The sequence below is a fragment of the Paenibacillus sp. D2_2 genome, from assembly GCF_031199965.1.
Lineage (GTDB): Bacteria > Bacillota > Bacilli > Paenibacillales > Paenibacillaceae > Fontibacillus.
The window spans coordinates 2,058,820-2,081,741 of record NZ_CP133605.1 but is presented as its reverse complement, the minus strand read 5'-3'; the positions used below and the strand labels follow the sequence as shown (position 1 = coordinate 2,081,741).

Sequence of the window (22,922 nt, the reverse complement as noted above, 5' to 3'; positions counted from 1 at the left end):
CCCTTTAAAACAAACTCATGCGGCATAAATACAGGAAAGCATTCCTTGGCAAACTGATTAGGCTTACCCCTGCGGGATCAGCTCTGCGCGACCGCCCAAATATTTGCGTAGCGCAGGTGGAACATAAATCGAGCCGTCCTCACGTTGATGATTCTCCAACAGCGGAATTAATATTCTGGGCGAAGCAACAGCCGTATTATTAAGCGTATAGCAATACTGCAGCTTCCCTTGCTCATCCCGATATCGGATATTCGACCTTCTCGCCTGGAAGCTATGGAGATCCGATGCGGAATGTGTCTCACCATAATCACCACGACTTGGCATCCATGTCTCAATGTCATACTGCTTGTAGGTCTTCTGCGACATATCTCCTGCACATACAGCCATTACCCGATACGGAAGCTCCAAGATCTGAAGCAATTGCTCGGAATGGGATGTGATCTCTTGAAGTAATTGTTCCGATATCGCAGGATCCGACTTACAAATAATGACCATCTCCACTTTGGCGAATTGATGAACTCGGTATAATCCACGTACATCTCTTCCCGCTGATCCGACTTCACTCCGGAAACAATTCGAGACGCCAGCTAGCTTTATCGGCCTTTCCACGTCAACGATCTCTCCCCGTAATATGATACAAGCGGTACCTCGGACGTCCCAACCATCCATAACGATTCATCTTGTACTGCGTAAGCCTGATCCCGTCCAGTCGGAAGAAGCCGGTGTTAACCATAGTTTCTTCCCTTACCATCAGAGGAACATCAAACGGGGTAAATCCGTGTTCTAAGAGCAGATCCAGCGCAAGCTGCTGAACAGCTCGATGAAGTAGCAGCCCTATTCCCTTCAAATAATAGCTACGGCTCCCACCGACCTTGACTCCACGTGGTATATCAATCATATCGTGGCGGATGCCCAAATCTACATGATCCAATGGCTCAAACTGCCACTCTGGCTGTGCTCCCCATCTTCGAATCTCGATATTGTCCGCATCCGAACTTCCTTCCGGCGTATCAGGTGAAGGAACATTCGGAATGAGCATCATGAGACGTTCAAGTTCGTTGTTCACTTGATCCAGCTTCTGCGAAATATCAGCGATCTTCCCGTTAAGTAGCTTAAGCTCGGTTTTGCTTTGCTCCGCTTCTTCAACCTTTCCTGCTTGTAGTAGCCCTGCTACCTGAGAAGATCCTTCATTTCTCAAATTCCGCATACCTTCAACTTCCCGCAGTAGTTCTTTTCTGTGATCGTCCTTCCGCAAGCATTCTTCTACAGATACATCGATCCCTTTCTTCTTTGCAGCCTCTTGCACTTCGGCAGCATGGTCACGAATCCAACGAATATCCAGCATATACAACCACTCCTTTGGCTCTGATAAAAATACAAAGAGCGCCCTCATCCGTTGGGACGAGGAGCGCTCTGCTCGCGGTGCCACCCAATTTACTGAAGCATATTAAGCCAGCTTCAATCACTTGGTTCCGCGATAACGGGCGGTCCGTTTAACTTAGGATAGACATCTCTATCTTGACGAGAACGCCTCTGAGTTGGATTCTCTTCATCGGCATTTTTTCCGGTTATGTTCTTGTGTTCAACATAATATATGCAGCTCACTCAAAAAGTCAAGCCATGTTTAAATAACTGTTTAATAAGTCCGGTTTTCAGCACCGAAGCTTCTGCTTCCGATGTGCGTTTTTCCAAAACGCTTCAGTTGGATGAAGCTAGGGACTGAGGAGCGGAGCGTACGTAAGTTGGTACGTGAGCACCGGAGGTCCCGGGTGAATTCAAGATTCGATGCCGAGTTCACTTCCTGAGTTACTTCGTGTTAGATATAGAATTTATTCGTTATCAGCGGAGCTGATGAAATTCTATATCGCAAGGAAACCTACCGTTGAATCGTGGTCGCTCATCCATGAATTACTTCGATCGGTTTTCTTATCAAAAGTGGACTTTTTGAACTTCCCCTACAGTCCGTATTTTTGGCCCCAGGGGGATTTACTGATACCCCACCACAACAAAAAGACGAGCAGTCCAATAAAGATATACAATAGCGAGTTGAGGAACCACTTCTGCAGTTTCAACCGCTGAGATGGAAACATCTGCTTCCGTGTTGGCAAGTCCTTCAAGTTAGTTCCATCTGCTTCGTCCTGTTCCTTGAATGTTTCATCCTGAGCTTCGGTCGCAAACAGAATTTCATTCTGGGATATATCCTCATGAACTTCTTCCTGGTATTCCGCCAAGAAATCCGGTCTTGTTCTACTGGCTCTAGTTGCTGATGAACGGCGGTGTCTGGTCTTGGTGTCTTTAGGCTCACGGCTTCGATCATACCGTTCAACCCTGCTCAAACGCTCACTCATGATTCCCTCCGATATTTAATGACTAGCCCAGATACAAGGTCGATAATGAAATGGCATAAAATAGGCGCCCAAAGTGTCCCTGTCAGTACATAAATGTAACCTAGGCCATAACTGCTCAAAAATACCCATCCAGTCGGAATCCAATGCTTCAAATAACGGACATGAATCACTGCAAAAAGAATACTTGTCCAATAGATGCCAAATCCATGCTGGATAGCTCCCGGAACAACAGTTCTTCACATACCGCCACAACTAGGCAGATCACAATAATATGCCATATAGGCCGGCTCCGGAACAGCATGTTGTTAATTCCACCATCGTCCATGCTGTCCTCTCCGACAAATCTGGAAATGAGCATATCTACACAGAACATAACACCAGCTAATCCGATGCTATAGTATGTAAATTCAGGATGTTCAGGAAATGTTAACACAGTTAGTGGGTTTCGCTTCTGAAATAATAGAATGATTAGACCGATAAATAAGGTAAGTCCTTGAGTAAGATACAAATTGATCAACAAGATTCGCTCATTTAGTTGACCGGGATCGACCTTTTGTATCTTGATTTTGCCGAATTTGAACTTTTTCATATAATTTGTCAAACCCTGTCCTTTAAAATGAAATTGAGATAAGTACATATTTGTTGCTCATGGACTGAAAAATATATTGTAAGGAGCGGTACTCATGAATCGCAAATCGAAATCCTCCCGCAGTGAAATGATGTTTACAATGGGCTTTCTCTTCACCTTGATCGCTGCCTTCGGAACATTCTTTCTAGGCCTTCAAATCGGTGTCACCAAGACGGAGGCGAAATACTCCAGCCTCGCCAGTTACGACTATGTGCTTGAATCCGACGGTTCCTATCAGCAGCAGGATTTGGTTACTTTTTATTTCACTGTCTTTCAGCCGTATCAGAATTTCAAAAACAGCTACGTGTCTACCATGGATGAATTCCACAGAGGCGCACACGATGACGGGAATCTGATCTCCAATCAAACATTAAAGGATTTGCGTAAATCCGCCCAAGATCAATATAAGGAAATTTCATCCTACCAGGTGTCCAGCAACTCTCCGCTTCTGCTTGAAGCCCAGGCCGACATCCTTAAGAGTCTTCGGCTCTTTGAAGAGTCGATCGACCGTTCGGTGAAACAAACTAGCAGGATCACATTAGCCAAGTTGTCAGAAAACTCGGATAATCAGGATGAATTTCTGGATAGCGCTGTGAACTTCGGTCTTCAGTCTCAAAATAAATTTTATGCTTCTATTCTGAAATGGAGTTCCAAATACGATAAATCCATTCCTGACTCGTTCAACTTCAAAGCAAACACTTCAATCAAAGAATGGAAGAAGTATTCCTTTGCCACAAAGAATAAAGCCGTTGCTGATATAATGCTTAAGGACAAAATGTATGTTAATTATCTGCCTCAAGATATGACAGCGAAGATCGATCAGATGATTACTAGCGGAAAGGCATCATCACTCAACCTTAATTCTGTGCTCTCTGTTGTGAAAATTCTCACAGAAACAGAAGCTATCCAGGAAAATGAATTTCTAAAATGGAAACCTGCTTTTTATAAATCCGAGTCCCTTCCTGAGTTGCCTTTTTTCTTCGAAGACTAAAGGATCGGACAAAAAAACTGTGTTTATTCGACATTAACAAAATCATAACTAAAAAAACGAGTAGATTCAAGAGCGCCCCACCACCCGGGTATATTGTATCATTCACAGTATTGACACCTTTCTCGGACCATGGTACATTATGAAAAATCATACTCGTGAAAAACAATGAAGGAACAAAGTTGCTATGAGGGCTTCCAGAGAGCCGGTGGTGCTGCGAACCGGTAGTGTACGTAACAGCTTTAGCGATCCTGAGTCATTGCGTTGAACTTCTAGTAGGCGCAGTCGGAGAACTCCGTTATCAGTTTTGTCTTAACGACAAATGAGGCTGCCTCTGTGAAGAGGCGGTGAACTAGGGTGGTACCACGAACAACTCTCGTCCCTTACTACGGTAGTAGTGTGCGGATTGAGAGTTTTTTTGTTGCCCTGATACACACCTAGCTACCTTGGAGCACACCGTGCGCCTTTGTCGCAGTATAACGGGAATCCGCTGAGACAATGTGTAATGCTTCTACAACGCGAGTGAACAAGCAATTTTATAGAAGTTGAACTGAAGACTAGAACAACGTATTGCCAAAGACACATTTCACCCGGCGGCATCCGTGTATTCTTAGGTTCAACTTATATATACAAAAAAAAGACCATATTTAGGAGGAAAAGAAATCATGTTTAAAGTTCTTGTATCGGATCCTATTAGTGACCTGGGGATTCAACAGCTTATGGAAGCAAGTGACGTCGTAGTAGACAAAAAGACAGGACTTAGCGAAGATGAACTGGTTCAAATTATTCCTGAATACGACGGATTGCTTGTTCGCAGCCAGACGAAGGTCACCGACAAGATTATGGAAGCTGGTAAAAATCTCAAGGTAATCGGTCGCGCAGGTGTTGGCGTTGATAACATCAACCTCGAAGCAGCAACGAAACGAGGAATTATCGTCATCAATGCACCGGACGGTAACACAATTACGACCTGCGAGCATGCTTTCGCCATGATGATGGCCCTTGCTCGCCACATCCCACAAGCTTACGCCAAGACCATCTCCGGTACTTGGGATCGTAAATTCCTGGGCGTAGAGCTTCGCAACAAGAAGCTCGGCGTACTCGGTATGGGTCGGATCGGTTCGGAAGTCGCCAAGCGGGCCAAGGCATTTGGGATGGATATCCTCGGTTATGATCCATTCCTGACCGAAGACCGCGCCGAGAAGCTTGGGGTCAAGCTGTCCAGTGTCGACGATATCGTCCGCAATGCTGATTTCATTACCGTTCATACTCCGCTTACTCCTGAGACGAAGCATATGATCTCTCGTGCACAGTTTGAGGTCATGAAGAAAGGTATGCGGATCGTCAACTGCGCCCGTGGCGGAGTTGTAGATGAATTGGCCCTTGTAGAAGCTATCGATCAAGGAATCGTTGCCGGAGCTGCTTTCGACGTATTTGAGAAGGAACCGCCAGAAGCGGATCATCCATTCCTGAACAACCCGAAGATTATCGTTACTCCGCATCTTGGCGCTTCTACGGTTGAAGCACAAGAGAATGTAGCGATCGACGTATCCGAGCAAGTTCTGCACATTCTGCGTAACGAACCGTTCAAGAATGCCGTTAACATGCCGCCGGTAGCGCCTAGTGTAATGAACAAGTTGACCCCTTATTTCGAACTTGGCGAGAAGATCGGTATGCTTGCTGCTCAATTGAATCAGCAAGCAGTACAAGAGATCCACGTAGACTATGCAGGGGATCTTGCTGAAGTTGATACACAGCCACTAACCCGCTACATTATCAAAGGCGTACTGTCCCGTCATTTCGGAGACGACGTCAATATCGTCAACTCGATCCATCTGGCTAAGGTTCGCGATATCAAGGTAGCTGTAACCCAAGCTTCGGCTACAAAAGGTTTCACGAATTTAATCAGTGTAACGCTGAAAGCACCGGACGGCACAGAGCACTGCATCGCTGGAACCTTGCTTAACGGCTACGGTGCAAGAATCGTACAAATTGACAAGTATCCAGTGGATATCGCTCCAGAAGGCCACCTAATCTTCGTATCCCACAATGACAAACCAGGGATGGTCGGTCATGTCGGAACCCTGCTTGGTAGCAATGAAGTCAATATCGCTTCGATGCAGGTTGGACGTAAGATCGTTGGCGGCGCTGCCATCATGGTACTTACGGTGGATAAGGCTGCTCCAGCCGAAGTCATCAACAAATTGACTCAATTACCTGAGATAAACAAAGCACAGCAAATCGCATTCATCTAATTATTGTATAATCTCAAAAGGGGCTGTCTCCTAGTTGAACTGCACCCCAATTGTTAGACACAACTAACAATTGGAGGTGCAGTTTTTTATGTGGAAATTTTCTGTAAAAGAGAAGCTCGAAATTGTATTAAGATATTTGGAAGGTAACGAAGTTGCGCCATCCATTGGAAGAAAATATGGTGTATCCAAAACTCAAATTTACTCTTGGGCAAAGCTGTACAGCGAGTGGGGGATTGAAGGTTTTCGAATAAAAGACTATGCTTCATATTCACCAGAGTTTAAACTAGAGGTACTTGAATATCGGTTAAAAACGAAGGCCTCATATGTAGATATCGCTGCGCATTTTGGTATTCCCTCACCTTCACCTATCAAAAGATGGGTTAAAGAGTTTGAAAGAAAGGGATTTGACGCCTTCAAAGCAAAGAAAAAGGGGCGTACATCCATGAACAAAGAAACAAAGAAACCAACAAAACAAGATGAAGGGTCACTTGAGAAACTACAGGCAGAAAACGAACGTTTACGTATGGAAAATGCCTATTTAAAAAAGTTGAATGCCTTAGTTCAAAACAAGGAAAAATCACCAAACAAGACAAAGCGCAAGTAGTCTATGAATTAAGGCGTGAATTTCCGGTGATAGCACTTCTGCAGCTTGCAGGTATTCCGCGCAGCACCTATTATTACGTGATTAAAAGCTTCGGACGTCCCGATCCAGATGGCGAGCTAAAGGTACTCATTCAATCCATTTATGACGAGCATGAAGGCCGCTATGGTTATCGTCGTATTCGTGATGAATTAAGGAATCGTGAGCATCAGGTGAACCATAAAAAGGTCCAACGTATTATGAAAGAGCTAGGATTAATATCAATAGTCCGTGTGAAAAAGTACCGCTCGTACAAAGGTAAGGTCGGTCAGATTGCACCGAACTTATTAGACCGTAATTTTAAAGCAGAGAGACCAAATCAGAAATGGGTGACAGACATTACAGAATTTAAATTACTGGGAGAAAAACTGTATCTGTCACCTGTTCTGGATTTATATAACGGTGAAATCATTTCGTATACGATAGGATTTAGACCTACCTACTCTCTTGTATCAGATATGCTAGAGCAAGCTTTTGAAAGGCTAACGATAGAAGGCAAGCTTCTCATGCATTCAGATCAAGGATGGCACTATCAGATGAAGCAATACCGTCAGGCATTACAAAGAAAACAAATCACGCAGAGTATGTCGCGAAAGGGCAACTGTTATGATAATTCTGTGATGGAGAACTTCTTCGGTATTCTCAAATCAGAATTCCTTTATATAAAGGAATTTAAAAGTATTGAACATTTTAAAGAGGAATTATCCAAGTATATTAACTACTATAATTACAAGCGGATTAAATCAAAATTAAAAGGCATGAGTCCGGTACAATACCGGACTCATGCCCAACAAACTGCTTAATGAAAATAAACTGTCTAACTTTTCGGGTCACTTCAAGTAGTTATTCACTGCTAAGAGACAGCCCCTTTTATTTGGTCTAACAGAACTTGTTCCACGTTGAACAAGATTTCTCTTGTTTGTTCAACAAAAAAACCATCCTTTCTGCAAACAGGATGGTCATAACTACAATTTATTGATGCCCTTCGACAGGCAGTATCATATGAAATATCGTACCCTTGCCTAGTTCGCTCTCTGCTTGAATTGTTCCTTGATGCGAATCCACGATATTCTTCACAATCGACAGCCCCAATCCGGTTCCTACGGTTTCGCCCCGGACACGAGCCTTGTCAGCCTTGTAGAACCTCTCGAAGATGAACGAAAGATCATCTGAAGGGATGCCTGCCCCACTGTCCTTGATCGAGGCGTGTAGCTCCTTACCGAGCTTGCTATCGCGGATGTGGGCGCTGATTCCAATCTCTCCCCCATCCGGCGTATGCCTGAATGCATTGTCAAGCAAGTTCGTGAGTACCTGTTCCAGTCGATCTTCATTGGCCTGCTCCAAGTACATCGGCGATTCATCAACATCAAGTGTTAGTGTAATGTCATGCTCCTTGGCTCGTACCAGGAATTTGCGATGCATCCGCTCGGCTAGCTCTTGGAAGTCCATCTGTGCCATCGGCATATCGATATATCCCGCCTCCATGCGGGCCAGATCAAGCAAATCACGGACGAGCCTGGTCATACGAAGTGACTCATCATGAATGACTTGTACAAGCTCTGCTTGTTCTTCAGGCGTTGCCGCCATACCATCAAGGAGCGCTTCACTATATCCTTGCATCATTGAGAGCGGTGTACGGATCTCATGGGAGACGTTAGCGACAAAGTCACTGCGCATCTTCTCCAGCTTAACTTGCTCCGTCACATCTCGTACAACAGCTACTGCACCACGAACCTCCCCATCCGAAGCGAGAGGAGTCATATGTACGGACCATACGCCTTTCTTCACATGGATATTCATGCTCTGGTCGCCTTCCTGATCAAGTACACGGTGGAACATGGGAATAAGCGGCTTCGGAATTCCGCTCCAATAGTCATCCTCCGTCAATTCCTCCATCTCAGAGGCAGAATCTGGCAGATCACCCAGAGCTCAAGTACCTTCTCACCTGGAGGATTCGTCAGAATAATCGCACCGCTACGGTCTAGTGTAATAACCGCATCATGCATACTTCTTAGAACGCTGGACAGATGTTCCTTCTCATGCCTCAAGCTTCTGATCGTACTCTCCAGCTCTTCAGCCATATGATTAAAGGTAACCGATAAAGTCCCGATCTCATCGCTTGTGCGAAGTGACAGCCTTGTATCATACTTTCCTTTGCGAATCGAGTCTGTCGCGCGGATCAGTTGCTGCATCGGCTGTGTAATTTTCGTGAATAGGAATAGCGCAAAGAAGGTTGTAAGCGAAAACCCAATCACGCATACGATTACAAACATCTTCTTAATCGCGGCAGAATTCGTAAAATTCGTATCGATATATGGCAGCAGGAACAAACCTAATATGAGTAATACGCAAGCAACCAGGCCAATGATCGTTATCCACAACTTGCCGACCAGCGATCTCCAGAAGCTCACTTACTTAGCAACCTCCAGCTTATAACCTACGCCCCATACCGTTGTAATCATTGCCGCTGATTCCGGAGATACTTTATTCAGTTTTTCGCGCAGGCGCTTCACATGCGTATCTACCGTACGAAGATCGCCGAAAAATTCATAATTCCATACATCCTTGAGCAGTTCCTCGCGTGAGAATACTTTATCCGGCGATACAGCTAAATAATGTAGCAACTCATATTCCTTAGGTGTTAAGCTGACTTCCTGCCCATTCGCCGTAACACGGTGAGCGTCATGTTCAATAATAAGATGAGGGAACACAATGTTGTTGCTGGTTCCACTTTCTTTGGTTAAATAGGCTGTCGCAGAAGCGCGGCGCATAATCGCCTTGACGCGATAAATGACTTCACGCGGGCTAAAAGGCTTAACGACATAATCATCAGCCCCGACTTCAAAGCCTTGAACCCGGTTCATTTCTTCACCCTTCGCTGTCAACATAAGCACCGGTGTGGCTTTTACCTGTCTCAATCGATTACATACCTCAATACCATCGATTCCCGGCAGCATCACATCAAGTAGAATTAAGCCATAATCGTTGGACGTCGCTTTTCTCAGAGCGATCTCTCCGTCTTCAGCTTCATCGATCTCATAACCCTCTTTTTCCAAATACATTTTAAGCAATCGACGAATACGCTCCTCATCATCAACTACCAAAATGCGATTCTCTTCTGACATCAACAACAACCCCTTCATCATCTTACCCATTCACCAGAGCGAATTATAGGATTAATAATATTGTTAGTCTGTGCCCGCGTAAGAATGTAAACCCGCAATAATAAGATTAACACCCACGAGCGTAAACATTACCACAAGGAAACCAATTACGGCGATCCAAGAAGCTTTACGCCCCTGAAAGCCACGGGACAAGCGCAAATGCAGATAAGCGCTATAGTAGAGCCACGTAATGAGTGCCCAAACCTCTTTTGGATCCCAACCCCAAAAACGGCCCCATGCTTGCTGAGCCCAGATCATAGCAAATACAAGTGCCCCAAGTGTAAAGATGGGAAATCCGATAGCTATCGCCCGATAGCTAATCTCATCCGCATCATTCGGATCAATTCCTTTCACAGCTGGTGCTATGATTTTGCATAATGGACGGCGAAGAATAAGCCTTAGTAATAAATATAGCACAATCCCGGTAATTACGGCCCATATCACCGTATTCAATTTACGAGCCGAACTGGTTCCACTGATCCAAGACGGTGCTTCGAACCAAGGACGATCCATTCCAAGGAAGGACGGAATTGACTTGACCTTGCTCTGATAAGGCGCCACGATAGGTGGCATCTGGTAAACCCCCGGTTGTTCTATTGTACTATTTTGTTGTACTTGGCTGTCAATCGTTGTCTCATTTTGCGTGAACACAGCTTCATATCCGACTGCTCGGAAGGCAAAGACCGACACAATAAAGCCCACTACTATAATAATAGAAAATAGCGTAAATTCAATCCACCATTTTTGGCGACGTGCAGATTTCTCATTACTGTCGAATTCGATCGTGCGCAGCAGGTAGATCAATGCGGCCACAAACCCTACTCCAAAGAAGGCTTCGCTCGTCGCTGCCAACGTCACATGTATATATAGCCAGATGGAGCGCAGCGAAGGAATCAGTGGCTGGACATCCTGCGGGAATACAGCAGCGTATGCCATAATAATAATAGCAATCGGCAGTGCGAACATACCAAGTAATATTTTACGATAGATCAAGAAGATTACGGTGAAAGCTATCATCACCATCATAGACAGGAATGTCATAAACTCATACATATTGCTAACCGGAACGTGTCCGCTATAAGCCCAGCGGAATGCGCAATAAATAAGATGCGATAATAATCCCAGTGAAGAGGTCACAAAGGAGATTTTTCCCCATTTACGTTCATGACGCTGCGGATCTCTGTTCTTCCACGTCTTCCCCGTTACGGCAACTACATAAAAAATAAAAGAAGCACAGTACAGAAAAAAGCTACCATAAATCCATATCGGCTAATTTCCAAAAAATCCATACCTATTCTCCCCCATTTTCCAATGACTTTTCATCCGCTTCTATATCCATCGTGCTTAAGAAGGATAACACCTCACGCCGCAAACCGAACCAATTCTTGGTGGTGTGCGCGCCAAGCGTCAATATTCCATCATCTATGCGGAGCCATATCCGCCGATGCTGCCAATAGAAACTCAAGATCAAACCGAGCATTACGATCCCAAGTCCAAGCCAGACAAATGGCATGGCCCGATCAATGCGAATATTCATATAGCTCGATGAAGCGATAATATCAACGTCTTTCATCGACTCTACAACAAATTCCAGTTTGTTCTCTACACCGCCAAGTTTCTCATTAATGGCATCCTGCTGGAATCGTTCTTTATCGATTTGCTTCGGAAAATAGATGAACTGGCTGCCTTCCTCAGGGAAATCCGGTCCCTTCACCACAAAAAGAAATGCCGGTGCATTCGGATCCTTGGACTTCGATATCGGCTGCCCTTGTTCATTTAAGGAGAAATCCATAAATTTATTTTTCAATTCCAATGTATACGGACCAAGCTTGAATTCCTGCTGCGGATTCTTCATTTCAAGCTTGAACTTTCCATATTGCTCCCCAGTTACTTTATTCACCAATATAGGCTGAACCGAACGCAGCTTAGGGGTTAAGTCGAAATCAAATTGATAGGCACGAAGCCCTTTATAAGTTAGAGGATCATTCACTTGAATCGCGTGTCGTTGCACTTCTTTGAGCTGAGGCTCCTTGGAAGGATCATCGCAATTCGCGGTGCATTCATACAGAACCGCCTTCGTCTCGAACAGCTTTGCTACTACTTTACCTGTCTTACGGAAGCCTTCGGACATTTCATCTTCCGAATAATATTCCACTCTAAACTTCTCATTCTCCAGATATAGGTTCGTCCCGGGAATCTTCGTCTTCTCCCCTTCGGGGAACCAATAATGCTGATCATAATGCAATCCAGGCAAGCCCCTGAACAATACGGCCAATAGGAACACGATCAGTCCGATATGTATAATATAGGGACCCCAGCGGCTAAAACGCTGCTTCTCGGCGAGAATTGCATTCTTCTCTTTATGAACCCGATAACCTTTCTGTCTGAGAGGCTTGACGGCACGTTCAACCCAGTCATCTTCCTCCACTTGGATAGGTCCCTGATAGACAACCTTCTGACGTGTAAGGAACTGCAGATGCTTCGGGATACGCTGCTTTGAAAGCGCTTTGTAAAGTGGCAACACTCGGTCCAGGCTACAAATGACGAGGGACGCACCGATCATCACTAGCAGTAGTACAAACCACCAAGATTCATAAGTGTGAGAGAGTCCTAATTTATAGTATATCTCACCGAGTTGCCCATATTTGTTCTTATAGAAGGTAGTCGGATCAAAATTAATGAAGCTACTCTCCTGCTCAAAAATAGTGCCCAACATCGCGCCCAGCAGGGTAAAGATAATCAAATAAACCGCAACCTTCACGGACGAGAAAAAGTTCCAGATCCTATCAATGAAATTGGGGTTTACACGTTGGGAACGCCTTGCTACACCATCATAACGCATTTCCAGTAATTCCTTGGAGTCACCGCGATCGTCCAGCGGTTTTCCACAGGACTCACACAGCACCGTACCGACCCGGTTCTGATGACCACATTCGCATTTGGTATTCTCAATCAATGCCATCGTCTTTACCCCTCAGTCTGAACAAGCTTCTTAATCTGTTCATTCAAAGTGTTCAGATTCAGCTCACCTTCAAGAATGGAAGCGATCTTACCTTTTTTATCAACAAAAAGGTAGTCGGCATCGGTACGACTCCATATTCGCGAACAGCTTCGTTATCAGAATCAAATAGAATCGGAAAATCCGTCCCTATTTGCTGCGTAAAATTGGCTACCGTCATCTTATCTTCACCGGTGTTGATTCCAAGCACAACCACTCCGGAATCACGCCACTTCTCCCACTGCTGCTGCAAAGCTGGCATCTCATTTACACAATAAGTACACCAAGTAGCCCAGAAATTGATAACTATAGCCTTGCCTTTATATTCTTCCAGGGTATGTACTTTGCCATCAAGTCCAAGCAGCTTGACAGCTGGAGGCTTGCCGCCCACCACAGGCTTATCGCTACCTCTGCTGAACACTGCTGAATTGATGGCATATGCTCCTAACACTACGATACAGAGCAATACAAAAATTTGTACAGGACGTCTCGCCTTCCCCATATCAATTCTCCTCACTATGACAATTTTCATACATCAATGAACAAATAGTGAACATCCTATGAACATTATAACGAAAATTGCCATATTTTTCGCAAGGGGAATTATGAATATTATGTGTCTGAATAGGCTAAACTTTTTTCCGCGGTTTGAAATTTCCTCTCTTTTTGAAAGGCTTGTCCAACTTATCTGTCTTGTCCGTCTTGTCCGTCTTGTCCATTTTGTCCGAGCCTTCTCTTTTAAAAGGTTTGCTCGTTTTACCAGCTGCTTCAGCCAGCTTATACAGTCCTTCTACTTCTTCCTTCGTTAAGTGGCGATAGAGCCCTCTCTTCAAATTACCGAGAAATAGATCACCGAAGGAGATCCGCTTCAGCTTGAGAACCGGGTGTGATATCGCATCGAACATACGTCGCACCTGACGGTTTCTTCCTTCATGGATTGTAATCGAAATCGTCGATTGCTTACCTTCTGGATCGATATCGTGGTACTCCGCTTCTGCTGGGGCCGTCATTCCATCTTCGAGCATAATACCTTGCTTAAGCTTCTCTAACTCAGTACCATGAGGTACACCCTTCACCGTTGCCAAATAAGTCTTGGAGACGTGATGCTTAGGATGAGTCAGCAGATGGGCAAAATCCCCGTCATTTGTTAAAATAAGCAGGCCTTCAGTATCGTAATCGAGACGTCCAACTGGATATAATCTCTCTTTAATACCTTTCAGGTAGTCGGTGACTATTTTTCTTCCTTGCGGATCTGAAGCGCTCGTAATAACGCCCTTCGGTTTATTGATTACGATATATACTTTCTTCTCTGCACCGATTGTTTTGCCGTTCACGATAATGACGTCTACATTCGGATCAGCTTTCGTTCCAAGCGTGGTCACGACTTCATCGTTCACCATCACTTTACCGTTCAAAATCAATTCCTCACATTTTCGGCGTGAAGCTACGCCAGCATTTGCTAGTATTTTCTGTAATCTTTCCATCTTTTCTTTAGTCACCTCAATACACATGATACCTATAGGAGATGAAATTCACAATAGGCCGCAATTAAGCTATTCACATTCCAAAAAATATAACCGCCAAAGTAGGAATACTCCCTCATTAAGGCGGTTAAACAATATGTATCCACTATATCATAATTTAGCCGAATAAAATTAGGCAAATAAAGACCGCAGCGAAGAATCCGACAATATCTGAGAACAAACCAACTTTAAGCGCATAACGCCCATTGCGAATCCCTACAGCCCCGAAGTATACGGTCAACACGTACAGGGTGGTATCTGTACTCCCCTGAATGGTCGAAGCAATCCTTCCGATCAGAGAGTCCGGACCATAGGTTTTGATAAGATCTGTTGTGAAAGCTAGAGATCCTGTGCCTGTTAGCGGACGCAGTAGGCCTAGTGGGAGCACTTCAGCAGGAATACGGAAGGATTCGAATAAGGGCGATATTAGTCCGACAAAGAACTCTAGCGCTCCCGAGGCTCGAAAGACGCTGATAGCCACCATCATGCCTACCAAATTGGGAATAATCCCGATCGCTGTGTTGAAGCCGTCTTTCGCTCCATCGACGAAGGATTCGTATACAGGCACTTTCTTAAAATAGGCATATAAGGGAATAAATGCGATCATGACAGGAACAGCCCAGGACGACAGTAGATTAACCCACTCCAACAAAGAAGCTCACCCCTTTCTACCTTTTCAAAGTAATGGTCTTTGAGGGGCTTAGCGGCGGTGTCTTCCTTGTGTAGCGTCTGCGGTAGAAACGATCGGCAACAATCGCAGCGGTCGTCGCGATCATGGTCGCAATGAGCGTAGAGCCTACGATCTCTGCCGCGTTCGCCGAGTTATAATTAAGTCTGATTGCGATTAATGTCGTAGGAATAAGTGTAATGCTCGCTGTGTTTAGCGCAAGCAGCGTACACATCGCTGGAGATGCTGTATCCTTATCCGGATTCAGCTCCTGGAGCTGCTGCATTGCTTTAATCCCCATCGGCGTAGCGGCATTTCCAAGACCCAGCAAATTCGCGCTCATATTGGTAAGAATAAAACCCATCGCAGGATGATTCTTAGGTACATCGGGGAACAGATAAGACACAACAGGTCCAAGTAGTCTGGAGATCGTCTTAATCAGACCTGCATCTTCCGCAATGCGCATCATTCCTAGCCAAAAGACGAGCACGCTAATCAGACCGAAGCATACCGTTACACCGGTTGCAGCGCCATCGAAGGCCGCTTGAGTCACCGTATTGATATCGCCCTTGACCGCAGCGAATAAAAAGCCGATGATGATGAGTCCCAGCCATATTTTATTTACCATATCCCTCTTCCCCTATCTTTCAGCCAAACCTGGACCTTCCCCTAATCCCCGAAAATAACAATGATCTTAGTGCTTGCTGAAATGATGTGAACCAATCCGGCTGCAAGCCGCCAGTGCTATATACCTGCTGATACTGCTTTGAGAGCGGTGGAATGCTGCCGCGCTTATACACCGGAATTTTGCCGATTGGATGCTGGTCTATCAATATGTGAAGCTCCCCTCGCTTGCCGAAGCTAACCTCGTTTTCATCTTGCAATACAAGATTTTTCCCGATCTGTTTGGATTCTTCCGGGGTCAGTGCATATTTAAAGCCTGTACCTGCGACGATTCCGCTTTGTAAGGTTTGTCCCCTCTTAATGATCTCCACCAGCGGAAAATGGGCAAAGCCATAATCAAGCAATTTACGGTGATCATTCCAATCGTCCCCATCATTTATCGTTACAACGACGAGTTGTTGGCCGTTTCGGGTGGCTGAGCTTACCAGGCAGCGCCTAGCTATTTTCGTAAAGCCTGTTTTAACCCCATCTGCCCCTTCATAAAAGCGAAGCATTTTATTTTTGTTAATCCATTTATAATCCCAAGGATCATTCGGGTTTGGAGCTTGCTTGACCGGTGTCTTAACAATCTCCTTAAAATTAGGATTATGCATCGCATAAGCTGTTAGCTTGGCCAGATCAATCGCAGAGGAGTAATGATTTTTGGCGTCAAGCCCGTGAGGATTTTGAAATTGAGAATGGGCAAGTCCAAGCAGAGACGCTTTCTCATTCATTAGTCGGACGAATCCGTCCTCAGATCCACCTACATGCTCGGCAATCGCTGAAGCCGCATCATTCCCTGAGCGCAGCATTAATCCGTATAACATGTTTTCAAGCGTCATCTCTTCGCCCAAATGAAGATAAATCGATGAGCCTTCTTTACCGTACGAGGCCCGGCCAACTTTGACCTTATCAGATAACTTTCCTTGTTCAATGGCGACAATAGCCGTCATGATCTTTGTCAGACTGGCAATCGGAAGCTCTTCATTTCCATGATGCTCATATAGAATCCTGCCGGAAGTCACATCGATCAAGGCTATCGCCTGGGCATGGTTCACCGGGGGCTGCGGACTCTTCTGATTATCCTGTTCTTGAGCTTGTACTGCTAACGGACATAATAATAGTAAGCAGCCCATCAACAAAGATATAAAGCGTATCTTGGATGTCATTCTCATCGTCGTTTTCCTTTCGGCTAATTGCTTGGTGAGCTTGTAACATTATATGCATTTCACCAAAATAGTATGTCCCAGTTAGAGGTTGTCAATAAGACCACTTTTGATTCCGATGTAACACTGAACGCTTATTCAGCATCGAATCTTGCATTCAGCAGGGCCACGACTAAAGGTTCGTTATCTACAAAAAAGAACCCTCCCGGAGCTTCCGGAAAGGATCGTTTATTGCCCCTTTGATGAAGCTAGGCCTCTAATGCCGAGTTTACTTCTTGATTCACTTCTTTAATCGCGGTCGCTCATCCTTGAATTACATCGATCGGTCTTCTTATCAAAAGCGAATTTTTAAAGATCGGTATGCACTTCAATGTGAGGCTCATCATCCTTGCGATTTGGAATCATCGCCTGGATTCTGTCGATGACGTTAGGCAACGCATCAATCATCTTCTCAGCTAAATGAGTCTGATTATCGAGTGGAACAATATGCACGCCTTGAGTGCCAACAACGAGAAAAGCGATTGGATTAATCGAGACACCGCCCCCGCTACCACCGCCGAACGGTCTTATTTTACCGTCTTTAGCGGAACTGTCGGAATGGCTTTTCTCATTATCATTATCAATACAGAAATCACTGCCTCCAGCGGCAAAGCCAAAGCCTACGCGGCTGATTGGTAAGATCACACTGCCATCAGGTGTTTGTACTGGTTCACCAACGATGGTATTCACATCAACCATATCTTTGATGTTCTCCATCGCCGTTTGCATTAATCCTTGAATTGGATGTTCAGCCATTGTTCTTCCTCCTTAAGAAATGGGTTAAATAAGGACTTCTTACGCTTATCATAGTCTGCTCATCCCGGAACTGTTGTATGTATGGGATTTAAGCCCTTGAAGTATCATGACTGTCTGGCGGCGATTTCTTCGATTTGGCGGATTTCGATTTGGCTAATATCTTTAGCCATTTGCGCAACCCTTTATTTTCCCGTAATATCCGGAAGACAAATATGAACAATGCATATACCGCATATCCCAAGCGAATCCGTGCCGTGCATTGCAGTTCGCTAACGAATGCAGGAGAAGCGCCGAATTTAGGAACTACGAATAACTTGGGACGCTGCCGAAGTGAAATATGATACGACAAAAAGCCGATGATGGTCGATTTGAGTGCCCATGCAAAACCGGTCAATGTGGCAGTATGAGCAGCATTTGAAAGGGAAATATTGGTAGACCAATCCAGTTGTGTTACCTTAACATGCTTCAGCGTAGTTTTCATCCATCTACGTAGTCCTAGAGTAGCTTCCAGCATCATTTTGAAATTATCAAACCATTGCTCAATCTTCTGTTTATTAATTGCCTGCTCGTGATTTGCCGTCTGTCCCTCGTTCAAATTATTGCTATTCTCTCCCGGATTATTAATCCATCTTGCAAATTCTTCAGTTCAATCTCCGGTATATTATAGTGAAGCGAGATCATGCCAAAAAGAAAAGTGACATTTATTCTGACCAAGTCATTCTTGTTCCTCTTCTTGGCTAAGAACCGAAGCTTGATATGCGATGATAGGAGTAACACAATGATGAGAAACAGCAGGAACAGGCTGCTTCCGAGCCAAATCCACACGAGAACGCCCTCCATGCTATTCAGATAACAAGCTCCTAATAGTATGTCTGTTCACTATGAGAAACATTCGCTACGATTTAGAGGTTGTGCAAGGTCCACTTTGGATCATGAAATGAAACAGGAGAACTCGCGCTAAATAGCAATAAACGCAAAAAACCTTTACCCGCTTACGGTAAAGGTTTTTTAGTCAATTATGGGCTTATTCAAGTTTCATTTCGTCGCTATTCACATTAACTTTGTCACGCGCTACATCATCAAATGTCAGCTGCTGTTCCTCTAGCTTCTTGAATAATAGCTGAGTCTCCTCTTCAAGCTGATCCGATGGTTGGACATCCTCCATTACTGGCAGGTCCTTCAAGCTAGCAAGCCCAAAATAACCGAGAAATGCCTTGGTTGTTCCATACAGAATCGGTCGTCCGATCGCTTCAGCCCGTCCAACTTCCTCAATCAAATCTTTATTCACCAAGGTATGAATGGCTCGTTCTGATTTGACTCCACGGATCTCCTCTACTTCAATCCGAGTAATTGGCTGACGATAGGCGATAATCGATAATGTCTCAAGCGCAGCTTGAGAGAGAAGTCCTGGAAGGGGAATAAGCCAGTCTTTCAAAATAAGGTGCATGTTGTGGTAATGTCGCTAATTGATAATTACCAGCAATTTGCACAACCTGTATACCTCGTCCCGCCCGTTCAAAGGAGTTCTTCAAATCCAAGAGAGCATCATTAATGATCTCCTTACGCTGCTCGGTTACTTCCGCCAGCTGCGTTACGCTGATTCCTTCCTCCCGGCAAGAAATAGCAGACCTTCAATAATCGATTTCAATTCCTGAAAATTCATCGGCCGTAACTTCACCTCTCCACTCTATCACTATATCATCAAATAGTTTGTTCTGATAACAAACGATTTGCTTCATCTTCATTAATTCCAAGATAGCCAGAAACGTAACGACAATCTCATGACGATACATCTCCTCATGCAGTAACTTGGAGAATAGCAGTCTGCCTCCCTTTCCACTATCTTCGAGGATAGAGACTACTTCCTTGATCCGGTCCTTCACCGAAATCTCATCCCGATGAATGCGGGCCACCACGCTGCGCTTGGCTGCTTTGCGGATCGCTTTCTGAAAGGCTTCAATTAAATCCTGGGTATGCAGCCCCTTCACCGGGTTCTCCTGAATTTCTGGCATAAATGGAGTTAAGTCTTCGGGTTCCTTCGTAAAAATCAAGCTTCGCTCCCACTCCATTTCATGCAGCTGCTCTGCAATCCCCTTGTACTTTCGGTATTCGATCAGTTGGCGGATCAGTTCTTCACGCGGATCCTCTTCCTCTTCATAATAGCCGTAATCTTCATCAAGCTCGATCACAGGCGGTTTGGGAAGCAACTGTTTGCTCTTGATCGACAACAGTGTGGCCGCCATGACGAGAAATTCACTGGTAACCTCCAGCTCTAGCTCTTGCATGTTATGTAAATATTCAAGATACTGGTCGGTTATCTCGCTAATCGAGACCTGATTAATGTCGATCTCCGCTTTATCGATCAAATGCAAGAGGAGATCAAGTGGTCCCTCGAACGCATCCAGTTTATATAATACAGTCGTCAATGAACTTCCTCCACCCATAAAATGCCTACGTAACATAAACATCCCGAATAAAATGAAAATGCAGTACCCTAAAAAGGGTACTACATTAAATAAGCACTATTTTAGCTGTTTCGTCAAGTTCGCCATTTCAATTGCCGCCATTGCCGAATCCCAGCCTTTGTTGCCCGCCTTCGTCCCGGCACGTTCAATGGCCTGCTCAATGTTCTCTGTTGTTACAACCCCGAAGATGGTTGGTACACCTGTCTTCAGGCCGATTGCTGCCACACCCTTAGCAACTTCATTGCAGACATAATCATAATGCGTCGTTGAACCCCGGATGACGGTTCCCAGCGTAATTACTGCATCGTATTTGCCGCTCTCTGCCAATTTTTGGGCAATGAATGGAATTTCGAATGCTCCCGGAACCCAAGCTACGTTAATCTCCTCTTCTTTGACCCGTGTCGCTTCAATGCATCTAGCGCACCACCTAGCAGTTTACTTGTAATGAATTCATTAAACCGTCCAACTACGATCGCGTATTTTAATCCTTCAGATACTAAATGTCCTTCGAATACATGTGCCATATATATCCATTCCCTTCAATTGTATGTTTTTTTGATCTCTCTGCATTTTCTTTATCAACCATTCTTACTGCTGTGAGGACTCATCCTGCTCAATGTCATCAAATTTCAGCAAATGTCCCATTCTTGCCTGTTTTGTATGCAAGTATTTGGCATTGTCCTCATTGGCTTCCATTTGGATTGGTACGCGCTCGACCACTTTCAAGCCATATCCCTCAAGGCCAGTAATTTTGCGCGGATTATTGGTCATGAGACGAATTTCACGGATACCTAAGTCCTTTAGAATTTGAGCACCAATCCCGTAATCTCGCAGATCCGGTGGGAATCCCAGCTTCAGATTAGCATCCACGGTATCCAAGCCCTGCTCTTGAAGCTTGTAAGCTTTCAATTTATTGATAAGGCCAATACCGCGACCTTCTTGACGCATATAGAGCAATACACCTCTGCCTTCCTTCTCTATCTGACGCAGTGCTGCTGCCAATTGCGGTCCGCAGTCACAACGGTGTGAATGAAATACATCACCGGTAAGACATTCTGAATGTACACGCACCAGAGTTGGTTCTTCGCCGCCGATATCGCCTTTTACCAGAGCAACATGCTCTTTGGAATCAACCTCATTCGTAAAGGCGACGGCTCTAAATTCACCGAAATCCGTGGGCATATGCACTTCTACCTCGCGATTGACCAGCTTCTCCTTCTCATTGCGATAATGGATTAGATCCTTGACACTGATCAGCTTTAGATCGAAGGTTCTAGCGATTTCAACCAAGTCAGGCAATCTCGCCATCGTGCCGTCTTCTTTGACCACTTCGCAAATGACTCCCGCAGGGTAAGCCCCACACATACGGGCGAGATCAACAGCAGCCTCCGTATGTCCAGCACGGCGCAATACGCCACCTTTCTTAGCGATCAACGGGAACATATGCCCCGGGCGGCGAAAATCGTTCGGCTTGGCCGCAGGGTCCATCAGCTTCTGAATTGTTAGAGAACGTTCATGGGCGGATATACCTGTTGTAGTATCCTGATGATCTATTGACACTGTAAAGGCGGTCCCGTGATTATCCGTATTTTGTGCCACCATTGGCTGCAGATCTAACTCTTCCGCCCGCTCTTGTGTTATCGGCAGGCAGACAAGACCGCGTCCTTCTTTAATCATAAAATTAATCACTTCGGGAGTCGCTTTCTCAGCCAGCACTATAAAATCTCCCTCATTCTCCCGATCCTCGTCATCGACCACGATAACGACTTTACCGCGCATTAGATCATATATCGCATCTTCAATCCGATCTAATTGAATATCTTCCATTTGAATCCCCTCCTGCTATAGCTGCAAATTTCAAATGACTCTCAGGAAACATAACTTCAAATGCTTGTTCAATCTGCTACCTAAATTGACCTAACGATCTCAAGCGAATCCATTCTCAACTAGAAATGATAAATCTACATTTGAAGGATTGCCGTTCTGCGGTTTACCCGCTGGGCTATGATTGAATCTCAACAGGTGCTCTACATACTTGCCTAACACGTCGGTCTCCAGATTGACCGTATCTCCCGCTCGTTTCAAAGCCAGCACCGTCTCACTCCAGGTATGTGGAATGATCGATACCATAAACCTACCTCCATCAACGCTGGCGACCGTTAGACTGATTCCATCGATCGTTATGGAGCCTTGAGGAATAATGTATTTAAAAAGAGCTGGCTCCTCAGGTTCGATCTCGACAAAGACTGCATTCTGATCCTGACGCATGCTTGTGATCGTTCCGGTTCCATCCACATGTCCTTGTACGATATGTCCTCCGAATCTTCCTCCTGCTGCCATAGCCCGCTCTAAATTCACCTTACTGCCAGGCTTCAGATTACTTAGATTCGTATGGCGATAAGTTTGTGGCATGACATCTACCGTGAAACCGGAAGTTTCCAGGGAAGTGGCGGTTAAGCATACGCCATTCACAGAGATGCTATCTCCTAACTTCACATCGTCCATAATGCGATTAGCCAGAATGCCGAGCACCATCGCTTCTCCTTTTCGGCTGATCGATTTCATCGTACCGATTTCTTCAACAATTCCAGTGAACATGATCTTGCCTCCTTGATACCTTAC

18 protein-coding genes, 5 pseudogenes and 1 other annotated feature are annotated in these 22,922 nt (G+C 45.0%); of the genes and pseudogenes, 3 read left to right on the top strand and 20 right to left on the bottom strand.

Annotated features, from left to right (window positions below; all coding sequences use genetic code 11):
* Positions 1–63: 63 nt before the first annotated feature.
* The 3 genes and pseudogenes from serS to RE628_RS10335 all read right to left on the bottom strand — a co-directional run bounded on the left by serS (position 64) and on the right by RE628_RS10335 (position 2,937).
* Positions 64–1,345 (bottom strand): annotated as a pseudogene (gene serS, locus RE628_RS10345) (serine--tRNA ligase).
* Positions 1,346–1,955: 610 nt separating this feature from the next.
* Positions 1,956–2,348, bottom strand: a complete 393-nt coding sequence (locus tag RE628_RS10340) for a hypothetical protein (protein ID WP_309158615.1) — start codon at positions 2,346–2,348, stop codon at positions 1,956–1,958.
* Positions 2,345–2,937: pseudogene (locus RE628_RS10335) on the bottom strand (lysostaphin resistance A-like protein). Before RE628_RS10335 ends, RE628_RS10340 begins: the two are co-directional and overlap by 4 nt.
* Before the next feature lie 94 nt (positions 2,938–3,031).
* Between RE628_RS10335 and RE628_RS10330 the strand changes: the two are divergent.
* The 3 genes from RE628_RS10330 to RE628_RS10320 all read left to right on the top strand — a co-directional run bounded on the left by RE628_RS10330 (position 3,032) and on the right by RE628_RS10320 (position 7,662).
* On the top strand, positions 3,032–3,967 hold the full coding sequence (locus tag RE628_RS10330) for a hypothetical protein (RefSeq protein WP_309158613.1): 936 nt from the start codon (positions 3,032–3,034) through the stop codon (positions 3,965–3,967).
* Between the two features lie 156 nt (positions 3,968–4,123).
* Positions 4,124–4,351, top strand: a binding site (T-box leader).
* A gap of 278 nt (positions 4,352–4,629) precedes the next feature.
* Positions 4,630–6,219 (top strand): phosphoglycerate dehydrogenase, encoded by a 1,590-nt coding sequence (serA, locus tag RE628_RS10325; protein WP_309158612.1) that lies wholly within the window; start codon positions 4,630–4,632, stop codon positions 6,217–6,219.
* Positions 6,220–6,307: 88 nt separating this feature from the next.
* Positions 6,308–7,662 (top strand): IS3 family transposase gene (locus RE628_RS10320; RefSeq protein WP_309158099.1). Its coding sequence is split into 2 segments (ribosomal slippage): positions 6,308–6,758 and positions 6,758–7,662, totalling 1,356 coding nucleotides; the frame shifts between segments, so codons are not numbered across the junction.
* Between the two features lie 169 nt (positions 7,663–7,831).
* Here RE628_RS10320 and RE628_RS10315 read toward each other — a convergent pair.
* The 17 genes and pseudogenes from RE628_RS10315 to ribE (RE628_RS10235) form a co-directional block, all read right to left on the bottom strand.
* Positions 7,832–9,270: pseudogene (locus tag RE628_RS10315) on the bottom strand (ATP-binding protein).
* The gene (locus RE628_RS10310) at positions 9,271–9,984 is read right to left on the bottom strand and encodes a response regulator transcription factor (RefSeq protein ID WP_309158611.1); all 714 of its coding nucleotides are present in this window, start codon (positions 9,982–9,984) and stop codon (positions 9,271–9,273) included.
* 63 nt (positions 9,985–10,047) lie between these two features.
* Positions 10,048–11,160 carry a cytochrome c biogenesis protein CcsA gene (gene ccsA / locus RE628_RS10305; RefSeq protein WP_309158610.1) on the bottom strand — a complete coding sequence of 371 codons (1,113 nt, stop codon included), beginning with the start codon at positions 11,158–11,160 and terminating at the stop codon, positions 10,048–10,050.
* 154 nt (positions 11,161–11,314) lie between these two features.
* Positions 11,315–12,985 carry a cytochrome c biogenesis protein ResB gene (locus RE628_RS10300; protein ID WP_309158609.1) on the bottom strand — a complete coding sequence of 557 codons (1,671 nt, stop codon included), beginning with the start codon at positions 12,983–12,985 and terminating at the stop codon, positions 11,315–11,317.
* 58 nt (positions 12,986–13,043) lie between these two features.
* Positions 13,044–13,523: a redoxin domain-containing protein gene (locus RE628_RS10295; protein ID WP_309158608.1), complete on the bottom strand. Its 480-nt coding sequence runs from the start codon at positions 13,521–13,523 to the stop codon at positions 13,044–13,046.
* Positions 13,524–13,650: 127 nt separating this feature from the next.
* On the bottom strand, positions 13,651–14,505 hold the full coding sequence (locus RE628_RS10290) for a pseudouridine synthase (protein WP_309158607.1): 855 nt from the start codon (positions 14,503–14,505) through the stop codon (positions 13,651–13,653).
* A 157-nt stretch (positions 14,506–14,662) separates the two neighbouring features.
* Entirely contained in the window at positions 14,663–15,196 is a 534-nt protein-coding gene (locus tag RE628_RS10285; protein ID WP_309158606.1) for a spore maturation protein, read from the bottom strand.
* 16 nt (positions 15,197–15,212) lie between these two features.
* Complete coding sequence (locus tag RE628_RS10280) at positions 15,213–15,839, bottom strand: nucleoside recognition domain-containing protein (protein WP_309158605.1); 627 nt, start codon at positions 15,837–15,839, stop codon at positions 15,213–15,215.
* Between the two features lie 19 nt (positions 15,840–15,858).
* Positions 15,859–17,043, bottom strand: coding sequence for a D-alanyl-D-alanine carboxypeptidase family protein (locus RE628_RS10275; protein ID WP_309158604.1), 1,185 nt, complete (start codon positions 17,041–17,043; stop codon positions 15,859–15,861).
* A 345-nt stretch (positions 17,044–17,388) separates the two neighbouring features.
* Positions 17,389–17,835: a GerW family sporulation protein gene (gene ytfJ, locus RE628_RS10270; protein ID WP_309158603.1), complete on the bottom strand. Its 447-nt coding sequence runs from the start codon at positions 17,833–17,835 to the stop codon at positions 17,389–17,391.
* An 88-nt stretch (positions 17,836–17,923) separates the two neighbouring features.
* A complete protein-coding gene (locus RE628_RS10265; protein ID WP_309158602.1) occupies positions 17,924–18,430 on the bottom strand; it encodes a DUF2953 domain-containing protein in 507 nt (168 codons plus the stop codon).
* Positions 18,427–18,660 carry a hypothetical protein gene (locus tag RE628_RS10260; protein ID WP_309158601.1) on the bottom strand — a complete coding sequence of 78 codons (234 nt, stop codon included), beginning with the start codon at positions 18,658–18,660 and terminating at the stop codon, positions 18,427–18,429. The genes RE628_RS10265 and RE628_RS10260 overlap by 4 nt, the downstream gene beginning before the upstream one ends.
* 199 nt (positions 18,661–18,859) lie before the next feature.
* Positions 18,860–19,498 (bottom strand): annotated as a pseudogene (scpB, locus tag RE628_RS10255) (SMC-Scp complex subunit ScpB).
* Complete coding sequence (locus RE628_RS10250) at positions 19,467–20,279, bottom strand: segregation and condensation protein A (protein WP_309158600.1); 813 nt, start codon at positions 20,277–20,279, stop codon at positions 19,467–19,469. Before RE628_RS10250 ends, scpB begins: the two are co-directional and overlap by 32 nt.
* A 78-nt stretch (positions 20,280–20,357) precedes the next feature.
* Positions 20,358–20,824: pseudogene (gene ribE / locus RE628_RS10245) on the bottom strand (6,7-dimethyl-8-ribityllumazine synthase).
* 64 nt (positions 20,825–20,888) lie between these two features.
* Positions 20,889–22,127 carry a bifunctional 3,4-dihydroxy-2-butanone-4-phosphate synthase/GTP cyclohydrolase II gene (locus RE628_RS10240; protein ID WP_309158599.1) on the bottom strand — a complete coding sequence of 413 codons (1,239 nt, stop codon included), beginning with the start codon at positions 22,125–22,127 and terminating at the stop codon, positions 20,889–20,891.
* Between the two features lie 99 nt (positions 22,128–22,226).
* A complete protein-coding gene (gene ribE / locus RE628_RS10235) occupies positions 22,227–22,898 on the bottom strand; it encodes a riboflavin synthase (RefSeq protein ID WP_309158598.1) in 672 nt (223 codons plus the stop codon).
* Positions 22,899–22,922 lie beyond the last annotated feature (24 nt).